The organism is Microcoleus sp. CAWBG27, from assembly GCF_020883145.1.
Taxonomy (GTDB): Bacteria; Cyanobacteriota; Cyanobacteriia; order Cyanobacteriales; family Microcoleaceae; genus Microcoleus.
Genome location: NZ_JAHREU010000089.1, coordinates 1 through 21,128, shown reverse-complemented (window position 1 = coordinate 21,128; position 21,128 = coordinate 1). Strand labels below are relative to the sequence as shown.

General features: G+C 44.7%; 18 protein-coding genes and 2 pseudogenes. 6 read left to right on the top strand and 14 right to left on the bottom strand.

Features of this window, described 5'->3' with window-relative positions; translation table 11 throughout:
• Window positions 1–50: 50 nt before the first annotated feature.
• From QZ938_RS29990 to QZ938_RS29980, 3 genes are read right to left on the bottom strand one after another with little or no spacing between them, the layout of a single operon-like run.
• Complete coding sequence (locus tag QZ938_RS29990; protein WP_293355493.1) at window positions 51–320, bottom strand: hypothetical protein; 270 nt, start codon at window positions 318–320, stop codon at window positions 51–53.
• 47 nt (window positions 321–367) lie between these two features.
• On the bottom strand, window positions 368–1,144 hold the full coding sequence (locus QZ938_RS29985; RefSeq protein ID WP_293355490.1) for a DUF4058 family protein: 777 nt from the start codon (window positions 1,142–1,144) through the stop codon (window positions 368–370).
• Between the two features lie 40 nt (window positions 1,145–1,184).
• Window positions 1,185–3,224 carry an AAA-like domain-containing protein gene (locus tag QZ938_RS29980; protein WP_293355487.1) on the bottom strand — a complete coding sequence of 680 codons (2,040 nt, stop codon included), beginning with the start codon at window positions 3,222–3,224 and terminating at the stop codon, window positions 1,185–1,187.
• Between the two features lie 390 nt (window positions 3,225–3,614).
• On the opposite strand from QZ938_RS29980, the gene QZ938_RS29975 reads away from it, so the two are divergent.
• The gene (locus QZ938_RS29975; protein ID WP_293144362.1) at window positions 3,615–3,752 is read left to right on the top strand and encodes a hypothetical protein; all 138 of its coding nucleotides are present in this window, start codon (window positions 3,615–3,617) and stop codon (window positions 3,750–3,752) included.
• Between the two features lie 129 nt (window positions 3,753–3,881).
• The gene (locus QZ938_RS29970; RefSeq protein ID WP_293144360.1) at window positions 3,882–4,880 is read left to right on the top strand and encodes an Npun_R2479 family HD domain-containing metalloprotein; all 999 of its coding nucleotides are present in this window, start codon (window positions 3,882–3,884) and stop codon (window positions 4,878–4,880) included.
• Window positions 4,881–5,099: 219 nt separating this feature from the next.
• Here the strand turns inward: QZ938_RS29970 and QZ938_RS29965 are convergent, their stop codons facing one another.
• The 3 genes from QZ938_RS29965 to QZ938_RS29955 all read right to left on the bottom strand — a co-directional run bounded on the left by QZ938_RS29965 (window position 5,100) and on the right by QZ938_RS29955 (window position 8,556).
• Window positions 5,100–5,783 carry a hypothetical protein gene (locus QZ938_RS29965; protein ID WP_293144358.1) on the bottom strand — a complete coding sequence of 228 codons (684 nt, stop codon included), beginning with the start codon at window positions 5,781–5,783 and terminating at the stop codon, window positions 5,100–5,102.
• Between the two features lie 149 nt (window positions 5,784–5,932).
• Window positions 5,933–7,312, bottom strand: coding sequence for an ATP-binding protein (locus tag QZ938_RS29960; RefSeq protein ID WP_293363605.1), 1,380 nt, complete (start codon window positions 7,310–7,312; stop codon window positions 5,933–5,935).
• Window positions 7,313–7,368: 56 nt separating this feature from the next.
• Window positions 7,369–8,556 carry a transposase gene (locus QZ938_RS29955; RefSeq protein ID WP_293144592.1) on the bottom strand — a complete coding sequence of 396 codons (1,188 nt, stop codon included), beginning with the start codon at window positions 8,554–8,556 and terminating at the stop codon, window positions 7,369–7,371.
• 782 nt (window positions 8,557–9,338) lie between these two features.
• Here QZ938_RS29955 and QZ938_RS29950 point away from each other — a divergent pair.
• On the top strand, window positions 9,339–9,662 hold the full coding sequence (locus QZ938_RS29950) for a DUF3155 domain-containing protein (protein WP_293144355.1): 324 nt from the start codon (window positions 9,339–9,341) through the stop codon (window positions 9,660–9,662).
• A gap of 265 nt (window positions 9,663–9,927) precedes the next feature.
• Here the strand turns inward: QZ938_RS29950 and QZ938_RS29945 are convergent, their stop codons facing one another.
• Together QZ938_RS29945 and QZ938_RS29940 are read right to left on the bottom strand one after the other, a co-directional pair.
• Complete coding sequence (locus QZ938_RS29945; protein ID WP_293144348.1) at window positions 9,928–10,098, bottom strand: hypothetical protein; 171 nt, start codon at window positions 10,096–10,098, stop codon at window positions 9,928–9,930.
• Between the two features lie 26 nt (window positions 10,099–10,124).
• Entirely contained in the window at window positions 10,125–10,661 is a 537-nt protein-coding gene (locus QZ938_RS29940; protein ID WP_293355484.1) for a cofactor assembly of complex C subunit B, read from the bottom strand.
• 170 nt (window positions 10,662–10,831) lie between these two features.
• On the opposite strand from QZ938_RS29940, the gene QZ938_RS29935 reads away from it, so the two are divergent.
• Entirely contained in the window at window positions 10,832–11,995 is a 1,164-nt protein-coding gene (locus QZ938_RS29935; RefSeq protein WP_293355481.1) for a transposase, read from the top strand.
• A 333-nt stretch (window positions 11,996–12,328) separates the two neighbouring features.
• Here the strand turns inward: QZ938_RS29935 and QZ938_RS29930 are convergent, their stop codons facing one another.
• Together QZ938_RS29930 and QZ938_RS29925 are read right to left on the bottom strand one after the other, a co-directional pair.
• Window positions 12,329–12,721: a PadR family transcriptional regulator gene (locus QZ938_RS29930; RefSeq protein WP_293144339.1), complete on the bottom strand. Its 393-nt coding sequence runs from the start codon at window positions 12,719–12,721 to the stop codon at window positions 12,329–12,331.
• Between the two features lie 403 nt (window positions 12,722–13,124).
• On the bottom strand, window positions 13,125–13,328 hold the full coding sequence (locus tag QZ938_RS29925) for a DUF751 family protein (RefSeq protein WP_293144336.1): 204 nt from the start codon (window positions 13,326–13,328) through the stop codon (window positions 13,125–13,127).
• 432 nt (window positions 13,329–13,760) lie between these two features.
• Here QZ938_RS29925 and QZ938_RS29920 point away from each other — a divergent pair, with 432 nt between their 5' ends.
• Complete coding sequence (locus QZ938_RS29920) at window positions 13,761–14,636, top strand: DNA adenine methylase (protein ID WP_293355478.1); 876 nt, start codon at window positions 13,761–13,763, stop codon at window positions 14,634–14,636.
• A 343-nt stretch (window positions 14,637–14,979) separates the two neighbouring features.
• Here the strand turns inward: QZ938_RS29920 and QZ938_RS29915 are convergent, their stop codons facing one another.
• The 4 genes and pseudogenes from QZ938_RS29915 to urtA all read right to left on the bottom strand — a co-directional run bounded on the left by QZ938_RS29915 (window position 14,980) and on the right by urtA (window position 20,031).
• Window positions 14,980–15,240: a hypothetical protein gene (locus QZ938_RS29915; RefSeq protein ID WP_293355475.1), complete on the bottom strand. Its 261-nt coding sequence runs from the start codon at window positions 15,238–15,240 to the stop codon at window positions 14,980–14,982.
• A gap of 70 nt (window positions 15,241–15,310) precedes the next feature.
• Window positions 15,311–15,664: pseudogene (locus QZ938_RS29910) on the bottom strand (IS4 family transposase); the annotation flags it as partial.
• A gap of 321 nt (window positions 15,665–15,985) precedes the next feature.
• Window positions 15,986–17,014 (bottom strand): annotated as a pseudogene (locus QZ938_RS29905) (IS4 family transposase); the annotation flags it as partial.
• Between the two features lie 143 nt (window positions 17,015–17,157).
• Window positions 17,158–20,031 carry an urea ABC transporter substrate-binding protein gene (gene urtA, locus QZ938_RS29900; RefSeq protein WP_293355472.1) on the bottom strand — a complete coding sequence of 958 codons (2,874 nt, stop codon included), beginning with the start codon at window positions 20,029–20,031 and terminating at the stop codon, window positions 17,158–17,160.
• A 578-nt stretch (window positions 20,032–20,609) separates the two neighbouring features.
• Here urtA and QZ938_RS29895 point away from each other — a divergent pair.
• A complete protein-coding gene (locus QZ938_RS29895; RefSeq protein ID WP_293144320.1) occupies window positions 20,610–20,816 on the top strand; it encodes a hypothetical protein in 207 nt (68 codons plus the stop codon).
• The last annotated feature ends 312 nt before the right edge of the window (window positions 20,817–21,128 follow it).

Genomic DNA, 21,128 nt, shown 5'->3' with positions numbered 1-21,128 from the left:
TTGATTTATCTAGTTCAGATAAACCTGTTAAATGCCTCGCATGATGTCAGTCAATAGCCTTCATAGCCTTGATTTAACCTCTCGACAATTAATCCACCCTGCTTATTAAGGGGGGTTAGGGGGGATCCGAATTCGGGAGCAGCCTCATAAAAAATTGGTATGATAATAACCTGAACTTGTTCGCTAGTAGCTTCCATTCCGAGCGGTAATGCTTCCGCAACCGTTTCGCGAATTTTGGCTTTCCACTCTTGAAGCTTGGCTCGGTTATTTGTTTGTAGAGAAACTGGCGAACCAGTGACGATAAATTCAAAGGGAATCAATTATTTTACTCCTAAACATGATATTTTTGCCCGAAATAACTCCCCGTTCACCCCAATCCCCTTGCCTGCAACAGCGCCTGTGCCCAAACAGCATCCTCTTCCGACCGTCGCGGTACAGGCTGCTGAGCATAGTCGATCGACAAATCAAATCCCGCTCTGTCATAAACACCGCCGAACAAAGCTTGCAAATCTACCTGAAATTCTGTATCTCCCGGCTGCAATGGCAAGAAAAATGGGGGAATTTCTTCTCGTAGCGTAAAAGCATATAACTGAGCTTTTGGGCGGCGATTTGCCCTGCTAATTAAAATTCGATAATCCGTGTTAGTCCCGCCCGTTACAGGCATTTGTCTCCCCGCCCTGAGCAAGTCAATTTCTATTAAATGCGAGGCACTTCTCAACACTTCTTGCCGCTTGTTTTCATATTCCTCTCGACCTTTGCCAGTCCGTTTGTTTTTCGGGGAAAGAATTTCTATGACTGTGATGACCCGATTTGTACCTACCTCTCGGAGTTCTAAATAGCCTTCCCTAGCTTCTTCTAATATTGGTACCGTAACTGTCGTCGGTTCGGAATGGGGGAGCGTTGCAGTCATAACAGATGGGCTGGCGGTGGACGGGCGATCGAATACTCTCACGTCAGGAATTCCCAACAAATCGCTATCTTCGGCCTCGCTCAAATAAATCCGCTTTTCAATTGCCGATCGGTATTTCGGGCGCAGCGCAGGCCCGATCGCAATGGCGATCGCCGTAATTAAGCGGTGATGAACTTCCGGCCAAAATTCAGGATTTTCTAAGTAAGGGTCTACCCCGGGAAATGGAGACGGCATTTTATTACCTCCCGCAAGAGTGTTGTAAGTTAGATTAATCTTAAATACATTTTAGTCGATCGCTAAAATATTGACGGTACAACTCAAAGCGCACAGTTACCTCATTTCCCCGCAACTGCACCAACCCCAAACTGTGCAACTTAAACGCCAGCACAGATTCTAACTCTACAGGTTCATTAGCTGCTACTACCCTGCTAAAAGCCGCTGCTAACTCCTGATGTTCTTGCAAATTCCACAAATGACGGCGCAAATGATCGCCGTAAATTCCTGCTTCGGTAGGAGCAAGTTCTAAAAGTCGATCTAAAGTTTCCTCTAAATCTTTTTGTTCTTTTGCAGAACCTGAAAATCGGCGATTGAAAAGAGCAAATTCTTGAGCAATGTGATATAAAGCTACCCGCACCAAATAGGGATGACCCCCCACAATATTCATCAATTTTTCCACCATATTTATTTGCCAATTCAGCCCGTGCCTTCTCGCTAAATCTGCCACTTGTTCGGCGCTAAACTCGGACAATTCTATGGGCAATCCCACATTGAAAGGTGATTGATTTACGTTCAGCGGAATGTAAACTTCTGTTGAATGCACCACTACCAAACGCAGTTTTGCCCACAGTTCGCTGTCGCTGTCGCCATATCCGGCTTCTTCATACCAGGCCCTGAGCAGCCCAAAAAAATCATCGGCAATTGTAGGATACTGGAAAACGCGATCGACCTCATCCAATCCTAAGACCAGCGGTGCATTGTTTTCCGACAACAAAAAATCTTCAAAATAAGCCGTACAATTATCTTTGCTGCCGTAAGTATCCGTCCAATAATCGTCAATCTGGTGAGGCAAACGCAGCTTGCGCGTAATTTTGGTGCAGAACCACCTCAGCAGTGAATTGAGATTGGCAAATGACGCAGCATCTGCGTGTTGAAAACTCAGAGGAACAGTGCGATAGCCTTGTTCTTTTGCCTGATAAAGAATCCTCGCCATTAACGAAGTTTTGCCCATTTGTCTCGGTGCTTTAATCCTAATTAAAGTTCCCGGCTGCAAAAGTTCCTTGTAACACTGAGCTTCCCAGGGAACGCGATCGACATAAAAAGCCGAATCCAGCCTGACTTGTCCTTGGGGAATCTGCGGCTCTGCGGCGGGTGATGGAGGATTTGAAAGCGGCAGAGTCCGAGAAATGGTTACAGTATGAGTCGCACTTTTAGGGAAAGAATGCTCTGCCGCCAGCAGGTTTAAATTAACTATAAATCCTGCGGATATGTCATCTTCTGTATCTGTTTGCGATGTACCTGCTGGCTGTACTGTGCTTTCCCCAGCGACTGTTTCTAACAGCATTTGGTTGATTTCTTGTAGGAGCAGTACCGTGTCAGCCGGTGATGTCCACTCCCGCTGCTGAGTATCGTTGATGTAGTTCCGCAAGTCGTGGTTTAGCCGTATGCTGGGAGGATAATTGACTCGAATTGGCAACACGGCAGGGGCCGGATTTTGCCGTCTGTAGCGCAATTCTTTGATTTTCCGCAATTCTTCCATAACTATTTCACTAACTGCCGTTTCTCCGGACAGCAACAATAAAAAATAGTCACACTGTTCTAATTGAAAGTCAACTTGAGAAAGCCAGTTTTTTGCTGATTCGCGATCGGGATAAACCGCCCCAATATTGGCAGCGAATACTTGGTGTCCCGTTGCATTTATGCCTTCGGCAAGCTCCAGTGCCAAACTCAGATCGGGTTCTTGGTTGCAATAGCTAATAAAAACTCGTTTTCCCTGATTTGTCCCATTCCTCGGTTCAGTCTGGGAAGGCTGTTTTAGATGTTCTGCCGATCGCATTTCCTGCCGCGCGATCGAGCGAGCTATGGCTCCTCGCACGTTCTTTTTTGTAACTTTCTCTCCCAAGATACTTGACAGCTTCTGCCACAGCTTGTAACCTACATCTTTTTCGACATATTCCGGGTTTAATGGGTAAATCTGCTCATAGGTTTGTCCTTGCCAAGTCCCGATAAAAACCTGCCTTTCCAAATCGTTGAGGTGTTTGCCTGTTTTGAGGTGAACTGAGTTTTCTATAAATTCTAAAGCTTCTTGAATATTCATTTTTGTACTAACGTATTTCGATTGTATAGCCATCCTAAATGATTCATGAATATTTGTAGGGGTAGTGCCCCCGTGCCTACCCCTATCTATCGGGCAACCACGGGGGGTTTGCCCCTACAAGAGAATGACACAAATCATTTAGGATTGCTATAGATTGTAGATTTTAGATTTTAGATTTGGGAATCACTGATGGCGATCGGGCTTGGGAGCTTGACTGTTGTAGGTTGGTTTTAGGAAAAAAATCCCACACTTCATTCATAGCAAGACTTTTTATAAATTGTATAACCTCCCGGGTCAACATTCAAGCCAGCAGCCGAGCTGAGGGCTTGCACGGCAAATTCCGAGTCGAGTTAGCTGCTCCTTTGCTTTCCTGAGGTTTTATGAGGTTTTATGAGGTATTGCCGTAGCTCCCCAATCAGCGGGAAATTGCTGAGGCGCAAAAACTGTCAAACTTATGAGCTTTTCTGGTTGCGATCGCCAATTGCGATCGGTGACAATAAAAACCAACAGCCAGTCGATCCATTTTAGATTTTAGATTTTAGATTTTAGATTTTAGATTGACTGCACAAATGACTTCTTGGAAAAAAAATACTCCTCTGACAAACTAATTGCAAATATGCAATAGTTCGCAATCACCCGCCATCAAGGTAACTACAAATGTTGAACCCCACCACAGTCATCATCAGTTCCTTAACTGAAAGCTTAAAAGCCGGATACCGAAACACTTACGGGAACATTAAATCTGACAGCGCCAGACTTATCGAACAGGTTGTCAGCCTAGCTTTAGAAAACATTGCCAGCAGCGACGCTCTTTATCACAACGTCGAACATACAGTTCTTGTCACCTTAGTAGGGCAAGAAATATTGCGCGGTAAATACCTCAGCGAAGGAAACATCTCCCCAGAAAATTGGCTAGAGGCGATCGTTTCTTGGCTGTGCCACGATATCGGTTACGTCAAAGGAATCTGCCCCCAAGATAGACAAAGCGAAAGATTGTATGCGACAGGCACTGACAGCAATACAATTTATCTAGAATCGGGTACAACTGATGCTAGCTTAACTCCCTATCATATAGACCGGGGTAAAATGTTCGTACAAGAACATTTTTTAGGTCACGATTTGATTGATTCAGAGGCTATTATACGCAATATTGAATTGACTCGCTTTCCCGTACCGAACGACGAAGAACACTCTTGTACTGGCAATTATCCCGGCTTAGTGCGGGCAGCAGATTTGCTCGGTCAACTCAGCGACCCCCGCTACTTGCAAAAAATACCGGCGCTGTTTTATGAATTTGAAGAAATAGGTAGTAATAAAAATCTAGGCTACCGCCATCCGGCAGATTTGCGATCGGGCTATCCCAAGTTTTTTTGGAATGTTGTCTATCCCTACATTCAAGAAGGATTGCAGCATTTGAAAATGACTGCCGGAGGTCAAGAAATAATTGCCAATCTTTACGGAAATGTGTTAACAGTAGAGAAAGAAATTGCCTCTCATGCTGCAACTTCGGCTCAAAAACCTTCTACGCAAAAGTTACTGACTGATACTCGCGGGTTTCAATTTCTGAATTTCCAGGGGTTTCGCGGATTGCCTGACAGTTTTAGCCAGAAGAATAAACAAAACATTAAAAGTTTGTTTGTAATTGGGAATCGGTAATGGGGCATGGGGCATGGGGCATTGGGAAGAAGGCCAAACAGGGCATTGGGAAGAAGGCCAAACAGGGCGAAGCGAAGCGGAGGGATGGGGCATTGGGCATTGGGCATTGCGGATTGGAATTGGTAATTAGTAATTGCTTCCAATGACTGTCAACTGCCAACTGCCAACTGTCAACTGTCAACTGTCAACTGTCAACTGTCAACTGTCAACTGTCAACTGTCAACTGTCAACTGTCAACTGACAAATTGCTTGATAACATACGTGCCAAAAATACATGGCCAAATTCAGAAGAGCTAATAACTTAGTGCCATCTTCTAACATGGCGTGTACTCCTAGACTACCAGTGTCTATAATATCCTCAAACCGCGAGATAGCAAATAAGAGAAATGCGGCAATTAAGGGCAGGTAAGGAGTGGTTTTGATGTATCGCCAAAATTTAATTCCGTAAAGGAAAACGCCAGTACCATAACACAAATAAATTAATTTCTTAGATATTCCCAACTGAGAAAGAATCAAAGTCATCCGAAACCTGTCATCCAAGAAAAAGACTCCCATCAGTAAAGCACTAAAAAAGAAGAATATTGCCGATCGACTGCGGGGGTCTTTTTGGCGCAGGACTCCGAATGTAAATGCACAAATTGCGACTGGGATGCACCAGAGGACTTCGGAAATTCCGGTTAGGAGGCCTTCGTAAGGGAACCAGGAATTAAAAGGATCGCTAAAGAGGCGTTCAACTCCGTCTCCCTGGTTGTTGAGTTTGGCGTATAGGCTCAGCCCGCCTAAAATCAGGACAGTCAGAGTGTTGAAAATAACTAAAAATGGTACAGTAAAAAAGTGTTTTTTGAGATTTTCTAAAAGATTTGAAAAGTTGGGAATTTTATCGAATAAAGGCAGATGCTTCATATGGTTTTTCCCAGGTATAGAGTTTGTGAGACTATTTTATATTTTAAATTTTAGATTGGCAATGATATCATGTCCGATCTATTGATCCCAATAAGTAAGGCTTGTAGTGCGGACTTCAGTCCGCTCAATATTGCGGACTGAAGTCCGCACTACAAACAGTTGTTCTCCTTCTTCACCGGCAGCCAAATGACGAATGTAGTGCCGCTATCCGTTGGATATAAATGAGCTGCACTAGATGGAAGCCATTCCGGATTTACTGGGGAAAATACTTGGATTTCTCCTTGCATTTGGCGGACTAAATCGCGGGCGATCGCCAAACCCAATCCTGTGCCGGGAATTTCTGTCTGGGCTTTTTCTCCCCGGTAGTGCCGCTCAAATAAATGCTCTAAATCCTGGGGGGGAATGCCGGAACCTGTGTCGCTGACTGCAACTGCTATGGCAGGTAAGGGGCGGTGGTTCGCTTCGTAGCTTACTTTAATATAAATTTGGCGGCCGGCGGGGGTATATTTCAAAGCATTGTCAATTAGGTTGCTCAAAACTTCGCGCAAAGCTCGATCGCTCGCCGAGACTGGTGGCAAATCCGCCGGAATGTCGGCTAACAATGACAGATGCCTTTCCGATGCGATCGCCTCGGCGGAAATTAACAGGGGTTTTAAGACGAATGTCACTACACAGGATTCGTCCAAATTGGCCACTGGTAACAGCGACAGAGGAGAATGCTGGATTAATTGGATATTGGAAGTTGCTGTTTCTGAAGTGCCTGATGGGAGTCTGAGATTTGCTTCGCCGGTATCTACTGTGCGATCGAACTGGCCGAGCAATTCAGAGAGCCGATCGCTCTCTCGGACAATACTAAAAGCTACATTGCGGTTTTTGTCTTCTGGTACCAGCCTGCGCGCTAACAGTTTGCCAAAAGTTCGCAACGCTGTCAGCGGACTCTTGAACTGGTGCAGCAAGTTGTGCATCGTGTCATAAACCTGAGCCTGGATTTGCCGGGAAGATCCCAATTCCTGATGCATCCACTGCGATCGCTGGTCTAAAATGCACGCTAGGGCCAAAGTGCGAGCAATTTGTTGGATCTGAGCCTCCTCTCGATCGTTCCAAGCCCTGTCTTCCCTACCGCTGACCAGGAGTCCCAGGACAGCGTCCTCGTGTATCAGAGGCGTCACTATTTGCCTCCGTTGCTGCCACACATTCCCCGGGCCTTGGCACTGATTGGAACTGTTTTCAAAACCGGGCAGTGGCTCGGGTGCGATCGCGCCCACGGTTGATGCTTCCACAGCCAAAGCCGGCGCAGCCAGCCGCCGCGGCATCGATTTCACTGTCGAGCTTGAAGCCGGTTCGAGCCTCAACTCTTGATTTTCTGGTTCGACTGAGGTTTCTGGGTAAACTGCGATCGGCACTAACTTTGCCTCGCTGCCTTCTACCAGCTCTTGTGTCAGGTATACTGCGCTGAATGTCGCGCCCAAACTGACGGCGATCGCCACCTGCGATCGACAAAGCTTGACAAATTCTGAACTGGCTGGCATTAACATGAGTGCCACATTAAGATCTTTTACGGAATTTTAAGTGAACTACCACACACTCACCCTATCGGGTAGAGTGTGGGCTTCCCTCTTCTTGGGCAACCGCCAAGGGCAGTAGTGGACTTGCGCCCATACTGTTTTGGTCTTACATTGCCTCCAAGGGCAGTAACGCTGGTTCCCAACGCCAATATCCGTAAGCCTTCATTTTTAATATTTACTGCTGCGTTAATATCTCGATCGTGCCGCTTAGAACAGTGGGGACAGTTAAATTCACGCACAGATAAATCCATTTTTGGCAACGACAGTAAAGTGTTTGAACACAGGTGAGACGAAGGGAAAAATCGACCTACTTCTAGATAGACTTTGCCTTCTGCTTCCGCTTTGTACTTTAACATCGTGCCAAACATTCCCCAGCCAGCATCAGCAATACTTTTAGCCAGATTATGATTTTTTACCATGTTCTTTACTGCCAGATTCTCGACAACAATAACTTGGTTTTCGTTAACTATCTTACGGGATAGTTTGTGTCGGAAATCGACCCGGACTCTAGCTATTTTTGCATGGACTTTGGCTACAGCACATTTCGCCTTGCGTCGTTTATTGGTAGTTTTATCTTTCTTTCTAGACAGTTTACGCTGCTTGCGTTTAAGGTTACATTCATACTTTTTGATGTGTCGAGGGTTCTGGTATTTAGACCCCTCGGAGGTAACACAGAAATCAATTAAGCCCAGGTCTAGACCGATAGCTTTTCCATCACCGTTAGTTACTGGACTTTCAGCACCATCATCCATCAATAGTGAGGCATAGTAACGACCATCAGGCATTTTAGATACCGTCACAGTCTTTAATGTACCAATACAATCGCGATGAATTTTAGCCTTAACCACTCCAAGATTGCCAGGGAATTTAATCTCACTATTACTCAGGATTTTGACATTCTGAGGGTATTGCATCGATTGTCTACCTTGGCGTTTTTTAAAGGTAGGGTAAGCCGCTCGACCATCAAAGAAATTGATAAAAGCTTGAGACAGGTTAAGTACAGAGGACTGGAGGCATTGAGAATAGCATTCTTTGAGCCATTCATGCTCAGTCTTCCAGACAGGAATCTGTTTCTTCATTGTCAAAGCCGATATGCCCTTCCCAGTCTCTTTATAGGTCTGAGACATCGTAGCCAGAGATTGATTCCAAACCCATCTTACACAGCCAAAGGCTCCAGCAAGCGTGACTTTGTTGTTTGATGGTTGGATAAATTCTGACTTTGACCGGCTTTAACATTTCAGACTTTTATCGCAGTTACTGGAATCATGATAACATAGAGACAATGGCAGAGCAAGGGATTTTGTTCGTCTCCTCATGCCCGTCCTCGCAACCGAAGATCTGCCGATTGTCGGTTTTGTCGGACGGGCAATCGTCGCCTCACGCGCATTCATCCCACGCTGACCCTATCGCGTACAGACGTGGGGCTTCTGCTGTTCCAGCTAAATTTCTAGTATCTGGGCTTTGATGGCAGGCCGATCGGTTCCCAGGATTCAGCTTTCACAAACACAATTGCTTTAAAGCCCCGCCTGCATAGCTTCCCCAGAGTCCCAAGCTTGGCTGCTGCCGGAAGTTGCGGCCCACTTTACCACAACCGCTGCACTTTTGTCGATCGGCACGAATGTTAAGATTATGTCGATATATTAAAAACAGTTGAAGTTTAGAGCTAGAACGGATATACTGGCCTCGGATTTGGTAGCTATCATTACCTAAAAATTGGATTAAAAGCCACGTCCGATCGGGACAGCTTTGATGATTGAATCATGTATTGTTGATTCGCCAGATGTAAAAATCCGGTCTCAACTCTATAATCCAAAAAATCTGAGATAGGTTGGGGCATCAACCTAGGATGCTCGGCAATATCAGACAAGCTGTGCTTGAGGAAAGCTGTTTGAATCCAAAATCCCCATGTCTTTATGGCTGGGGAGTATGTCAAAACCTGTCTGCTCATACTGTCTGCTCACACTGTCTGCTCACAGAGGAGGTAAAGAAATTGGCCAGGAGACGCAAGCGCAAAAGTCGCCGCCGACAAGAAGGACGCAGAATTTTAGAGTGTGTGCCTCAATATAGCATCGAGAGCGGCGAAGATAAACCCGTAACAGCGGCTCGCAAGTTCATCCATGCCGAAGGCATTGCTCCCCCAGCTTTACTGTTGGTCAAGCGTAACGAGCATACCACCGACAGATACTTCTGGGCTGAAAAAGGTTTGTTCGGAGCCCAATACGTAGAAGAGAACCATTTCTTGTTTCCCAGCTTAAAGGTGATGCTGGAAGCAACCGCAGAAAAAATTCCTGCGGTGTCCGCCAGTCGCGCATAGATCGAAATGTTTAGGTCAAAACATTGACAGCAATGTTTTTCTGGCTCTTTTAACAAAAGCGCGAGAGTTCTCATTGTCTGGAGAGTGCCAACTGAAATTTACGCGAAAAATCCTTGGGAAGTTAAGGTATAAGGAGCCATCGCAACAGGATAGATCGTCACAGCGGGCGATCGGCACAATTGGCACTCTCAGGATAATGGTTTTTTTTGACTCTGCCCAACAAACTGATACCAGCCCGGAATCGAGTCGCGAACCACTCCCAATTTTAGACGAAAATTAAAGCTCCCAGATTCATCTGTAGAATAAATCTCAAATCTAAAATCTCACAATCTAAATATCGTTTGACCGTGCCGGTCGATCGAACTTTCGGGCCAACCAGACAACTGCCAGCAGCAATCCGTTTGTCGGCCCGAAGTCGAAGCACGGCATCTAGCATATCAAAAAACGTTCCGCACCAAACTTTTAATCTTGCAGCGGTTTCAAATTCAAAGCTTTTTGCATAGTTGCTAGTTCGTCGCGGTGAGCTCTGACAGTAACAAAGCTTTTGGTTGGGCTTTCCGAGTCAGCAACTGATTCAAGTTTGAGAAGGACTTGCTCGGAACGTCCGGCTTTTTTCCAATAAAATACTCCCGTCAAGGGCGACAGCAGTACCAAACCTAGGAAGATTTGACCTTGCTGCGGTACTAGCATTCCCAAAACCAGTCCCAAGCAGAGAGCCCCGCCTGCACTCAACAGAGTTAAAAAGACAGCTAAAAACCAACTCGGCCGCACAAAACCCTCAAAAGTGACTTTATAGTTGGGGGCATCAACCGCTGCAACTCGGTAAGCCCTAGAAGCAAAATACTCTTGTAGCTGGGTTAACAGTGACTCTTGGGCGCTCTCGGAAGCAAGCTTGACCTGTTCGATGCGATCTTTGACTGAGGCCTTGATGAAGAAAAACAAGCCAACAGCCAACAGCAGCGTCATCACAAAGGTGGAAGAAAGAACAGTAGTATCCATCGGTAGAAGTTTGTGTAATTGAAATTATCTACTATTACTTTACAGAAGTTTAGCAAAAAATTGGGTCTAAAGCCTCGTCCTTTTAGGACGGCTTTAATTGCGAGTATAAAGATTGTTGAATCTATCATGCTTATAGCCACTATTGTCCGTAAGCGTGATAAAATCATTCCATGATTGTACTAGAGTTCAAGTTAAAAGGCAAGCCACAGCAATACCGGATCGTAGACGAAATGATCCGCACAGCTCAGTTTGTCCGAAACAAAGCTCTCAGATATTGGATCGACAATTCCAGAGTTAAACTATCGGATTTATACAAACAATGCGCCATCATGGCGAAAGAATTTGAATGGGCCGGAAAACTTAACTCAATGGCGCGTCAAGCTTCGGCCGAACGTGCCATTTTTTCTATTCAACGTTTCTTTTCTAATTGCAAAGCGTCAAAACCAGGAAAAAAAGGATACCCACAGTTCAAAAAAAACACTCACTCCGTAGAATACAAAACATCAGGATGGGCGCTTTCGGTCGATAAAAGATGTCTGACTTTCACGGACGGTTTTGCTGCGGGAACCTTCAGATTACTCGGTAGTCGAGATTTGCACTTCTATTCACCCAACGCAATCAAGCGAGTCAGGGTAATTCGTCGTGCTGACGGTTACTACGCTCAGTTCTGTATTAATGTAGAGCGAACAGAAGAAATAGTTCCTACGGGGAAAGCGATTGGCATAGATGTGGGGTTGAACCATTTCTACACCAATAGTACCGGAGAAACAGTTCCAAATCCTCGGCATCTCCGTAAGAGTGAAAAAGCTTTGAAGCGGTTGCAGAAACGAGTGTCTCGGAAAAAGAAAGCTTCGAGTAATCGTAAGAAAGCGATAAATAAGTTAGGTAGAAAGCACTTAAAAGTCAGTAGGCAGCGCAAAGACTTCGCTATTAAAACAGCGTTGTGCGTAGTGAAATCAAACGATTTCGTAGCCTACGAAAACCTTCAAGTCAGAAATATGGTGAAAAACCATAAGCTTGCTAAGTCTATTAGTGATGCAGGATGGTCGCAATTTCTCCAATGGTTGCAATATTTTGGGAAAGTGTACGGTAAAACAGTGGTTGCTGTTGCCCCTGGGTATACTTCCCAAGATTGTTCAAGTTGCGGCAATCGCGTTCAGAAATCGCTCTCAGTCAGAACTCATATTTGCCTGTGTGGTGCCGTGTTAGACCGCGACCACAATGCAGCTTTAAATATTCTGACCAAAGGATTGAGACAAGCAGGAATTAGTTCAAATACGGTGGGACACACCGGAATTAACGCTTGGAAACCGACCTCTACCCATTGGTGGTGACATCAAGAAAGCAAGTTGACTGATTGAACCAAGAATCCCCGTGCGTTCAAGCCCGGGAGTGTCAAAGAAGAAAACGATCGAGGACTTACGCAGACACTTTTCAACCCAAATTCTCGGCAAGCTTTCTAGCAATGCGTTTTTCTCCCCATCACCCAATTTCCATATCTCCCCATCATCCTTAATTCTCAAGTGACAATGCGTAAGTCCTGACGTAGTGAATCGCTACTCTAATCGCTGTGCGGCGGCGATGCTGGCAAAGCGAAGGCAATCGGACAATTCGCTTTGCTAGTAGCACCGCATCTCAAGGGTTTAGGCATCCGATTTCAACGCCTGCTAACCCGTGTGACCAGTTTCTAAGGCACGGGGACGACGGCCAGACGCGCCGTTTCCCTGACCGATGTACTCGTGCCACAGACGAGCCAGGTCTTGAGCTTGATGCCGCCACTCAGGGAGGATTTGATACATCCGGCGGGGGCGGCCGCGTCCTTCTACTTTTTTCCAGTAACCGGTAATGACGGCTTCATCTTCGAGAAATTTCAAAGCGCTGTAGAGGACGGTATCAGAAAGTCGGTAGATGGGAAATTCCCTTTCTAGTTGTCCGATGAGTTCTGTACCGTAGGAATCTCCGCGCAATAACACCGAGAGAATGTAGCACACTGCCAGTTCCTTGTTTAGATAAACAGGAGGTGGGTCTTGAAAAAATTGATAGATATGTTCAAATTTCATCTGTCTTGTCCGCTGGAAACTCTCGTGATACCGTCAGGTTAACGGGAGAGGAAAGCGGGGCGGGGTGTGCCGCTTCCTAAGGATTAAGTGGGAGTGGGGGAAACAGAGGTGCAGTATTTCCCCAGTTGTGTTGATAGCCGGAACTGTTGTGCTGCACTTCGGTAATGTTTGCTTGCGCCAAGGTTGAGGAGCGCTCACATAACTAGGGTAACTTTACTTCCTCTTCCAATCTATCGCAGCGACTATTGCCAATTGTGCGATCGCACGGAAGAGTTGCACTTATTTCGGGGGTTAGTGTTTTAACTCAAACTCAGAAGTCGCAACCCCCAAACCCTCTACGTTCTTGGTTTGTGGGCTATGGTTTGTCAGAGTTCGCCGGCTTTTTCGGGCAGAAATTTTGCCTTTAAACCGGACTCAGACCTAACATGGCGCGCAGTGTAAAAGTTAGAAACACAAAAGTCGCTACAATCGAAGTAATCAGGGCGATCGCAGTTGCCGGTCGATCGAGCAGAGGTTTGAGTCGCTCGAACAGGAAAAAAAAGATTCCCAGACACACAGTAATCAAAAAACGAGGGTAGCGAGAGATGTTATTAATGAAATCTTGCATGAGCACCGGTGGGGTAAAGTGTTACAGCTCGATCTTTGACTGGTAACACTTGTGAGCGAGTTAGACAATTTTGGCACAGCCGGAGCTAAATCTGCCGATCGGGCGATCGGGCATTTTTCAAGGGCGATGCTAACATATATAATTCTAACGAAAAGTTTTGTGAGAGCGATCGGGTCTGAGTCTGTTCAATGCCGGAACGCGACCTCCGTTCAACAGTTGACCTGGGACAGTTGACCGGGGACAGTTTGAGAGCGACCTCTACCTATAAGTCCGAGGATTGGAGTAATGAATAGTCTGATTTTAATTTCTCCCTCAAAGCGTTCCGGCTTTCAACCAATTGTTTCTGGTAACGAATGAGAGAAGTATTTCTATTCAGTTGTAGTTGTGAGTTGTAGTTGTGATAAATATTATAGGGCTGTTATTTCTACCTAAATGTCTGCTGCCGCACCTTCTTTCGTCTTGCCGCGTCCATTTCTGAAATGGGCTGGAGGCAAAACAAGGTTGATTGGACAATATCAACCTTATTTTCCTAAAAAGTTCACCACTTACTACGAGCCTTTTTTGGGCGGCGGAGCCGTATTTTTTTACTTAGCACAACAGCACCCTTCTGTGCAAGTTGTGTTAACAGATATTAATCCTGAGTTGATTAATGCTTATCGCTGTGTCAGGGATAAAGTTGAGGATCTGATTGAGCTTTTGTTAGAGCACGCTTCAGAGCACAGTAAGGACAATCAAGCCTATTATTACTCGGTGCGATCGCGATCCTACAACACAGATACAGAAAAAGCAGCACGGCTAATCTACCTCAATAAAACTTGTTACAACGGTCTGTACAGAGAAAACTCCAAAGGTGAATTTAATGTTCCCATAGGCAGATACAAAAATCCTAACATTTGTCAACCCGATTTATTGCGATCGGTCTCATCTCTACTCGCACCCGCTCAAATTGAAGTGAGAAAATTCGATCGAATTTTAGATTTTGCTACAAGCAGCAAAGACTTTGTTTATTTTGACCCACCTTATTATCCTATCAGTTCTACTAGCGATTTCACAGCTTACAGCCGCGAGAACTTCAAACAAGCCGAACAGATAAAGCTTAGAGATGTTTTTGCAGAACTTGCCCAACGGGGTGTCAAAATTATGCTGTCTAATTCTAACTGCGATTTCATCGAAAAAATATACAGCGATACTGAAGCTTTTAAAATAGCTCATGTCCCTAAGCAAATTGAAATATCAGCGTCTAGGGGAATTAACTCTAAGAGTTGCAAGCGCGGCAAGGTCAAGGAATTATTAATAAGTTCATTTTAACTAAACACCAAAATCCACTCTCTATCTAGTCGAAGTTGAGTTAGTAGGTGTAGGGTGCGCCACCACCGAAAATCCCTCAAGAAAAATTGATAATGTAACCGTTCCACACCTGTGATTGCACGGCCTGTGGAAACAAACCCATTTTTGGATAGCAATGCTTTTCGTCGATATCAACCACAAAAAGTTTAGAAACAGTGTCAAAAAATTGGCAAAAAAAAGGAATTATTACCTATTGACTTGTCTGGACTTTAGGTGGTATATTTTAGATAATGGAAGTGGTAAGTTTAATTTTAATTTTGCAACTATTCCGATTATTAAATTGTACCTCCAAAAAACTTCAGAGTCAAGCGGTTAACTCGAAAAAAAGGGCGATTTTTTTCACTTTAATAAAATTAAAATATTTGAATGCTGCGTTATCGTAAATAATAGCAGTTTCCCCAAAAAAAGCAACTGTAGGGAAGGGGAAAATGGCGATCGCGATCGGTAATGCCTGATTAGAGATGTTTGTTAGCCCAAGTAATGAAAGCTTGGAGCTTGTGAGCCCCCAAAAGATTTTGATTTTAGGGAATTTGCTTTTTAAACCAGTCGATCGAACCTTGCCCATTACTCACAAGTTAAGCTAAAAGCAGTGTTGTCAATGAGTAATCTTACTCATTTTTTTACCGAGATACCAATTAAAAGATGACTCCATTTGTTCCCTTATTATTGAAAAAAAATTGTTCGGGACTTCTTTGAGTTCCAGGGAAAGGAGAAATAATTAGCCTGACATGAGGTTTTCGCAGTCGCGATCGAATCCCTAAATCTTGATTTTTCTGGTCAGCAAAATACTTAACTAGGTCAAAAGCTAATCCTTTTTGATAGGCAACAGAAAAATGATACATTCCACGATCAATCATTTCTAATGAAACACGTTCAATTGGTACTCCTAATTCATCTGCAACAGCATCCCCTAAGTCTACCAAAACCGCATAAAATAGCCAGGTAGCCCAGATTTGGAGCTGGATTCCGTTGACAGAACCTGTCCATAAATCAATAGGGTTTACTTAACGCTTTTGATGAATTTCATCTGACGATTTTTGGATTATAAAGAGGTGAAGTAAATATTAAGAAGATTTTACCGCAGAGAACACAGAGAACACAGAGAGGGGGAGGGATAAAAGGTTTTTTACGACATCCAAAACCCTCGCAATACTCTTCCCTCTGCGCCAAAAGCGCCCCAATACGGTTCAAAACTCTTCTCTTGATGGAGTGGATTGTATTTCAATACGGTTTACTTAATGCTTTTGATGAATTTCATCTGACGATTTTCTGGCAATATAGCCATTTTGAGCAAGTCAGATTTTTCTTAAGTCAACTGTATTGCTCCATAAATAACTTAAATTTAGGAGTCTCTTTACTATACAAAAGGCGTCTTCAATTCGCCAGCGTCTTTGATATAAATCTGCCACTACATAGGGAGGCAATATTTCGGGTTCTCGGACACTCGTCAGATAAGAACGCCAGCCATTTTTCGAGCGAATTTGTACTAATCTTATAGTCAAAGCTGGTGTTTTTTTTGTCCCTGCACCTATCTGGATTATCTGGTCTTTGACATCATAAGTATTGGTTAATACCGCTTGACTTGACAAGATGCACCTTTCTTAATTTGAGTGATAAATCCAATTTCTTGCTCAATTAATTTTTCCCAAAAAGCGAAGTGATAGAAGCCTCTATCCAGTAACAGCAAAGTTTTTGGCTTAACTGTTTTTAGTAAATCTTCTTCCCAATGGGTATCTGCTTGTTTCGGATTTGTCCAAAACCAAATTTCTTCGGGAAGATGAGTTACTAGGTCTATTATTACTCACATTTTTCCGGATAATTGACCAATTGGAACATCTGATAAACTTTCTAGTTTACGAAATAATGCTTCTAATGTTGAGCCGTCTGCTATCCAGATATTTTCAAAGTTTTTTAAGGCAAAGTGTACGCTATCTGGTAATGGTCTCGACTTTCTCATCAACCATTTTTGTCGAAAATGAGGTAGTAATTCTTTAAATACTTTTTCAAACAAAATAGCTGGAAAAGTTAAAAATCTGAGTGATAATGCTTGTTGGCTAATTTCTGGTGGCTGACACCATAAAAAGCCTTCTCTCTTTAATAATCTGGTTAATTCTGTTACTCCTGCTACGTCTCGCCATAATAAACTTAATACGGAGGCTATCATTAATGGGTAGTGTTAAAATTCTATCTCTTAAATTTAGTTGGCGATAAAAAGTTTTTTGGGCCGCCATTGCCGGAATTAATAAATCTTCCAGGTAATTCGCGATCGCTTCGTTTTCTACTTGAGGACGATTTTTTTTCTTTGCACGATCTCGGTTGATGCGTTTTTTGCTACTCATAAACTGGTTCAATTATGGCTCAACTGCTTACCCGGTCAAGGTTTCATCCTATTTTACCTCTTGCAAGTCTACCCCCTTGACAATTTGCACTTTTTATTAACTTGTCACAAATGGTCAACAGTCAACAGTCAACCGTCAACAGACTACTTTTGCGGGCGCTGATATTTACTCAATAAATCAGCAAAGCGTTTGTAATCCAAAGGCTTCCTCAAATACTCCGCTGCTCCCAATTCCAAACCATGATTTTGATCGTCCAAAAAAGTCAACATAATCACCGGAATATTAGCTAAATCCGGATCGGCTTTCAACGCCGACAGCACCGCCCAGCCGTCCATACTCGGCATCATCACGTCTAGAGTAATCGCATCGGGTAGCGACTCCTTAGCTAACTTAAGCCCTTCCTCACCGCTAGCTGACGAGAGTACCCGAAATCCTTGTTTTGACAAGCAGCGGGCGATCAAATCCCGCGAGTCTGGATCGTCGTCAATTACTAGCACAGTAGCAGCATCAGGAAGTTCCAGCGTTTGCGATCGCACTTCTTGTTGACTTGTTTCTTCCGGTGCTGCCTCCTTCTCCGCTTCTTTCTCGATTTTAATCGCCATCGGCAAGCGAATCGTAAAAGTAGAACCGCAATCAAACTCGCTCTCAACCGTAATATCCCCGCCCATCATCTGGCAAAACTTACGGCTAATAGTCAGCCCCAAGCCCGTGCCACCGTACCTGCGAGTAGTCGAATCGTCCGCTTGTGAAAAAGCTCCAAACAGCCTCGAAATCTGATCGTCAGTCATGCCGATGCCCGTATCGGTGACTTGAAACACGATCGAATATCTGTGAAACTCAGAGCCAATATCCGAGAGATCCTCGGAATTCTCCACAGGCAAAACTTCCCATTCTTCCTTCCAAACATTAAGTGTAATTTTGCCTCGATCGGTAAACTTAGCAGCATTGCTCGCCAAATTCAACAGCGCTTGTCGCAGCTTCGCCGAATCAGCGTGGATCGTACCAATATCGCGATCGCAATTGACACTCAAAGTATTGCCATTTTTCGCCATCAGCGGTTGAACCGTAGTCACAACCTGATCGACTAAATTCAAGACATCAAAAGTCTCCAGGAAAAGAGTCATCTTTCCTGCTTCTATTTTAGAAATATCCAGGATGTCACTAATAATGTTCAGCAACTGCTTGCCTGCCATATTAATGCTTGCCAAATCCATCACAAACTCTTCTTCGCCGAGTTCCAGAGCCTCTTCTTGCAGCAGCTCGCTGTAGCCAATAATCGCATTTAAGGGCGTCCGCAATTCGTGAGTCATATTTGCCAAAAAAGTGCTTTTGGCACGGTTAGCAGCTTCCGCAGCATTCTTAGCAATTTCCAATTCACTCGATCGCTCTTCTAGCTGTCGTTGCCGCACCTCCAAACCTTTGAGCAAACTGCTAATTTGCTGAGCCATTGTATTGAGAGTAGAAGATAGCACTCCGATCGCATCATTAGACACCACAGGCGATCGAGCAGTCAAATCACCGCTCGCAATCTGTTGGGCAGTTTCCCGGAGCAAACCCAAATTCCGAATAATCGCCGACACCGACACACAAGCAACTATACCTGCGATCGAACTCAAAACCAAAGCCCCCACCAGCCAACTCTGAGTGCGGCTCGCCACAGCCATAGTTTGCTCGGCCAGCACCGCCATTGTTGCCTCCACAGCCCCCCCTGGAGCTGATGTCGCCTGTATCGCCAGCAAAGAGTTCTTCATCTCCAAAGAACCCATCCACCCGACTCCCACCGCCATCCAAGTAATCAGTACCATGATGACAAACAGCCCGAGCAAAGAAGCCCTAGTTCCCACAGAAATCTGCTTCGGACTTAGTGCCGCCGCCCAAGGGTAGCTTTTGAGAAAAGGATCCGGCTGTACAGGTGCCCCGGAATTCCAAATCTCCTCAATTTGACCGTCCGATCGCACCTGACCAATCCGCACTGTTTTCCAAGTATGCTGGGTTTGAGCATCTATTTTTACCATGCCCGAAGGCGCTGCAAACTCAATATTTTTAGCAGCCGCCCTGACTTTAATTACATCTATCGAACCAGCTTTTTCTACTGCTTCCTTCCACAGATAAACCCCCAAATAAGCCGCTTCGATTGGGTCATCCGTGACACGATTTTCCCCATATCTCGCTTTATAATCCTTAACAAATTTCTGATTTTCCGCCGTATCAACAGTTTGAAAATAGTTCCAAACCACCCAATGTCCGGCAATATTAGATGGCCCTATCGCCCGTATTTCCTCTTCTGCGACGCTAACCGACATCACCGGCAAATCCTCCGGTTTCAAACCAGCTTCCCGCAGTTGATGGAAAAAAGCCACATTGCTGTCGCCGTTAAGAGTGTTGAGAATCGCATCCGGTTTCACTGCTAAAATATGTGCGATCGCCTCGTCCACCTCCCTCGAACCCAGTGGCAGATACACTTCCCCCGCCAACTCTCCTCCGAGTGCCGCCAGTTGAGCTTTCACAATCAAATTTGCCGTCCGGGGAAAAATATAATCAGAACCCAACAGGAAAATTTTCCGCTTCCCCTGAGCCAGCAAGTAATTCACCCCAGGTACAATCTGTTGGTTCGGCGCCGCACCAGTGTAGAAAATATTCGGACACTGTTCTAGCCCTTCGTACTGTACCGGATAAAACAGCAACCCATTGCCGTACTCAAAAGCCGGCAGTACCGCCTTGCGACTAGCCGAAGTCCAACAACCAAATACCACCGCCACCTGCGATTCTTGGAGCAATTGCTTAGCTTTTTGAGCAAAAGTCTGCAAATCGCTAGCTCCATCTGCTATCACCGCTTCCAAGGGGCGTCCGAGTACCCCTCCCGCCGCATTAATTTCCTCAACAGCCAGCAGCGTCGCATCTTTTACAGAAATTTCGCTGATGGACATAGTTCCCGTCAGCGAATGCAACACGCCTATTTTGATCGGCTCACAAGCTGGGCCGGCTGCTTCGAGGGGGTTACTGCTCCTTGCTCCCATAGGGTTTTAGATACTTTTTACTAATAACAGAAATTTTAGTTCAATCCTGCGGGAAGTTAGTCCGGAGGCTAACTCAGGTTTAGCAGATTATTTCACCCGATCGCCACACAACTTAACAATTGCTGCATCCTGTTGATTTTAACGGTCAAACCTTCCTGCATTGACTTACATTCTGCACTAACCTGTCACCGATTTTTATCTCAATCTGTGACGGAGGTCTAAGCAGCCTCATCAAACAAACGGTAGAACCCACTTGTGCAATGCCGCAGAACAATTATCCCTCTCTTACCTCTTACACTCTCCCCAACTCATTCACCGCCTAGCTGCGTGCGAGTCACCAACTAACTGCACCTACTCATGCACTATTCTCCTTCCCATATCTTGCTTCCGGGAGATATAACTCTCCGTAGATTGCTTTTACTATAATACTCAAACCTAAAAACTAACCCACTCTTCCCCCAGCCCTATCACCCTTCAGGCAGAGGGAACTCTACGTGCTTTACCTTAGGATCTAGCTAAGGTCAACTTTGAATTAGCCTTGTTGAAAATATGTTTAGCATAAATTAGGGTGAAAACTAATGAATGAAGAAAACCCGATCCATACTGTAGTAAGTGGCCGCGAAGTTACATTACCAAAATCAAGGGAAAAATTGCTTGGTGAGGAAACAGAAAAAGCCCTCGGCCAGCAGAAACAAGAAAAGGCTCAAACTAAGCGCGCTGTCGAACAGTTAAAAGAAGAACTTCAGCACAAAATAGATGAAGAATGTCATCACAAGTCAAAATAAAATCAATAACGTTTTTTAGGTGTGGGTAAGATGAGGTCTTGCCCACACTCTATTTTTGGAGTTATTGGGCATTGGCCAAACAGGGCATTGGGCATTGGGCATGGGGCATTAGTTGTTAGTTGTTAGTTGTTAGTCATTGGTCATTGGTCATTAGTTATTAGTTATTAGTTGTTAGTTATTAGTTGTTATATAGCCTTTCTCAGAAAGATGAGGTACAATAACAGCAGTGCGTAAACCAGTTAAAAATATTTGATGATGTAACTTGACTGAACCCCAACTCTATGGCTTTGGCTAATTCTTGATAATTAGGTG

Bases quoted from the DNA above. Each gene is read 5' to 3' on its own strand.
- QZ938_RS29945 (WP_293144348.1), bottom strand. From the start codon at position 10,098: ATGCTAGATGCCGTGCTTCGACTTCGGGCCGACAAACGGATTGCTGCT.
- QZ938_RS29960 (WP_293363605.1), bottom strand. From the start codon at position 7,312: ATGCCAGCCAGTTCAGAATTTGTCAAGCTTTGTCGATCGCAGGTGGCG.
- QZ938_RS29985 (WP_293355490.1), bottom strand. From the start codon at position 1,144: ATGCCGTCTCCATTTCCCGGGGTAGACCCTTACTTAGAAAATCCTGAA.
- QZ938_RS29920 (WP_293355478.1), top strand. From the start codon at position 13,761: ATGTCTGCTGCCGCACCTTCTTTCGTCTTGCCGCGTCCATTTCTGAAA.
- QZ938_RS29975 (WP_293144362.1), top strand. From the start codon at position 3,615: ATGAGGTATTGCCGTAGCTCCCCAATCAGCGGGAAATTGCTGAGGCGC.
- QZ938_RS29895 (WP_293144320.1), top strand. From the start codon at position 20,610: ATGAATGAAGAAAACCCGATCCATACTGTAGTAAGTGGCCGCGAAGTT.
- QZ938_RS29965 (WP_293144358.1), bottom strand. From the start codon at position 5,783: ATGAAGCATCTGCCTTTATTCGATAAAATTCCCAACTTTTCAAATCTT.
- QZ938_RS29980 (WP_293355487.1), bottom strand. From the start codon at position 3,224: ATGAATATTCAAGAAGCTTTAGAATTTATAGAAAACTCAGTTCACCTC.
- QZ938_RS29930 (WP_293144339.1), bottom strand. From the start codon at position 12,721: ATGAAATTTGAACATATCTATCAATTTTTTCAAGACCCACCTCCTGTT.
- QZ938_RS29935 (WP_293355481.1), top strand. From the start codon at position 10,832: ATGATTGTACTAGAGTTCAAGTTAAAAGGCAAGCCACAGCAATACCGG.
- QZ938_RS29915 (WP_293355475.1), bottom strand. From the start codon at position 15,240: ATGGGCAAGGTTCGATCGACTGGTTTAAAAAGCAAATTCCCTAAAATC.
- QZ938_RS29925 (WP_293144336.1), bottom strand. From the start codon at position 13,328: ATGCAAGATTTCATTAATAACATCTCTCGCTACCCTCGTTTTTTGATT.
- QZ938_RS29970 (WP_293144360.1), top strand. From the start codon at position 3,882: ATGTTGAACCCCACCACAGTCATCATCAGTTCCTTAACTGAAAGCTTA.
- urtA (WP_293355472.1), bottom strand. From the start codon at position 20,031: ATGGGAGCAAGGAGCAGTAACCCCCTCGAAGCAGCCGGCCCAGCTTGT.
- QZ938_RS29940 (WP_293355484.1), bottom strand. From the start codon at position 10,661: ATGGATACTACTGTTCTTTCTTCCACCTTTGTGATGACGCTGCTGTTG.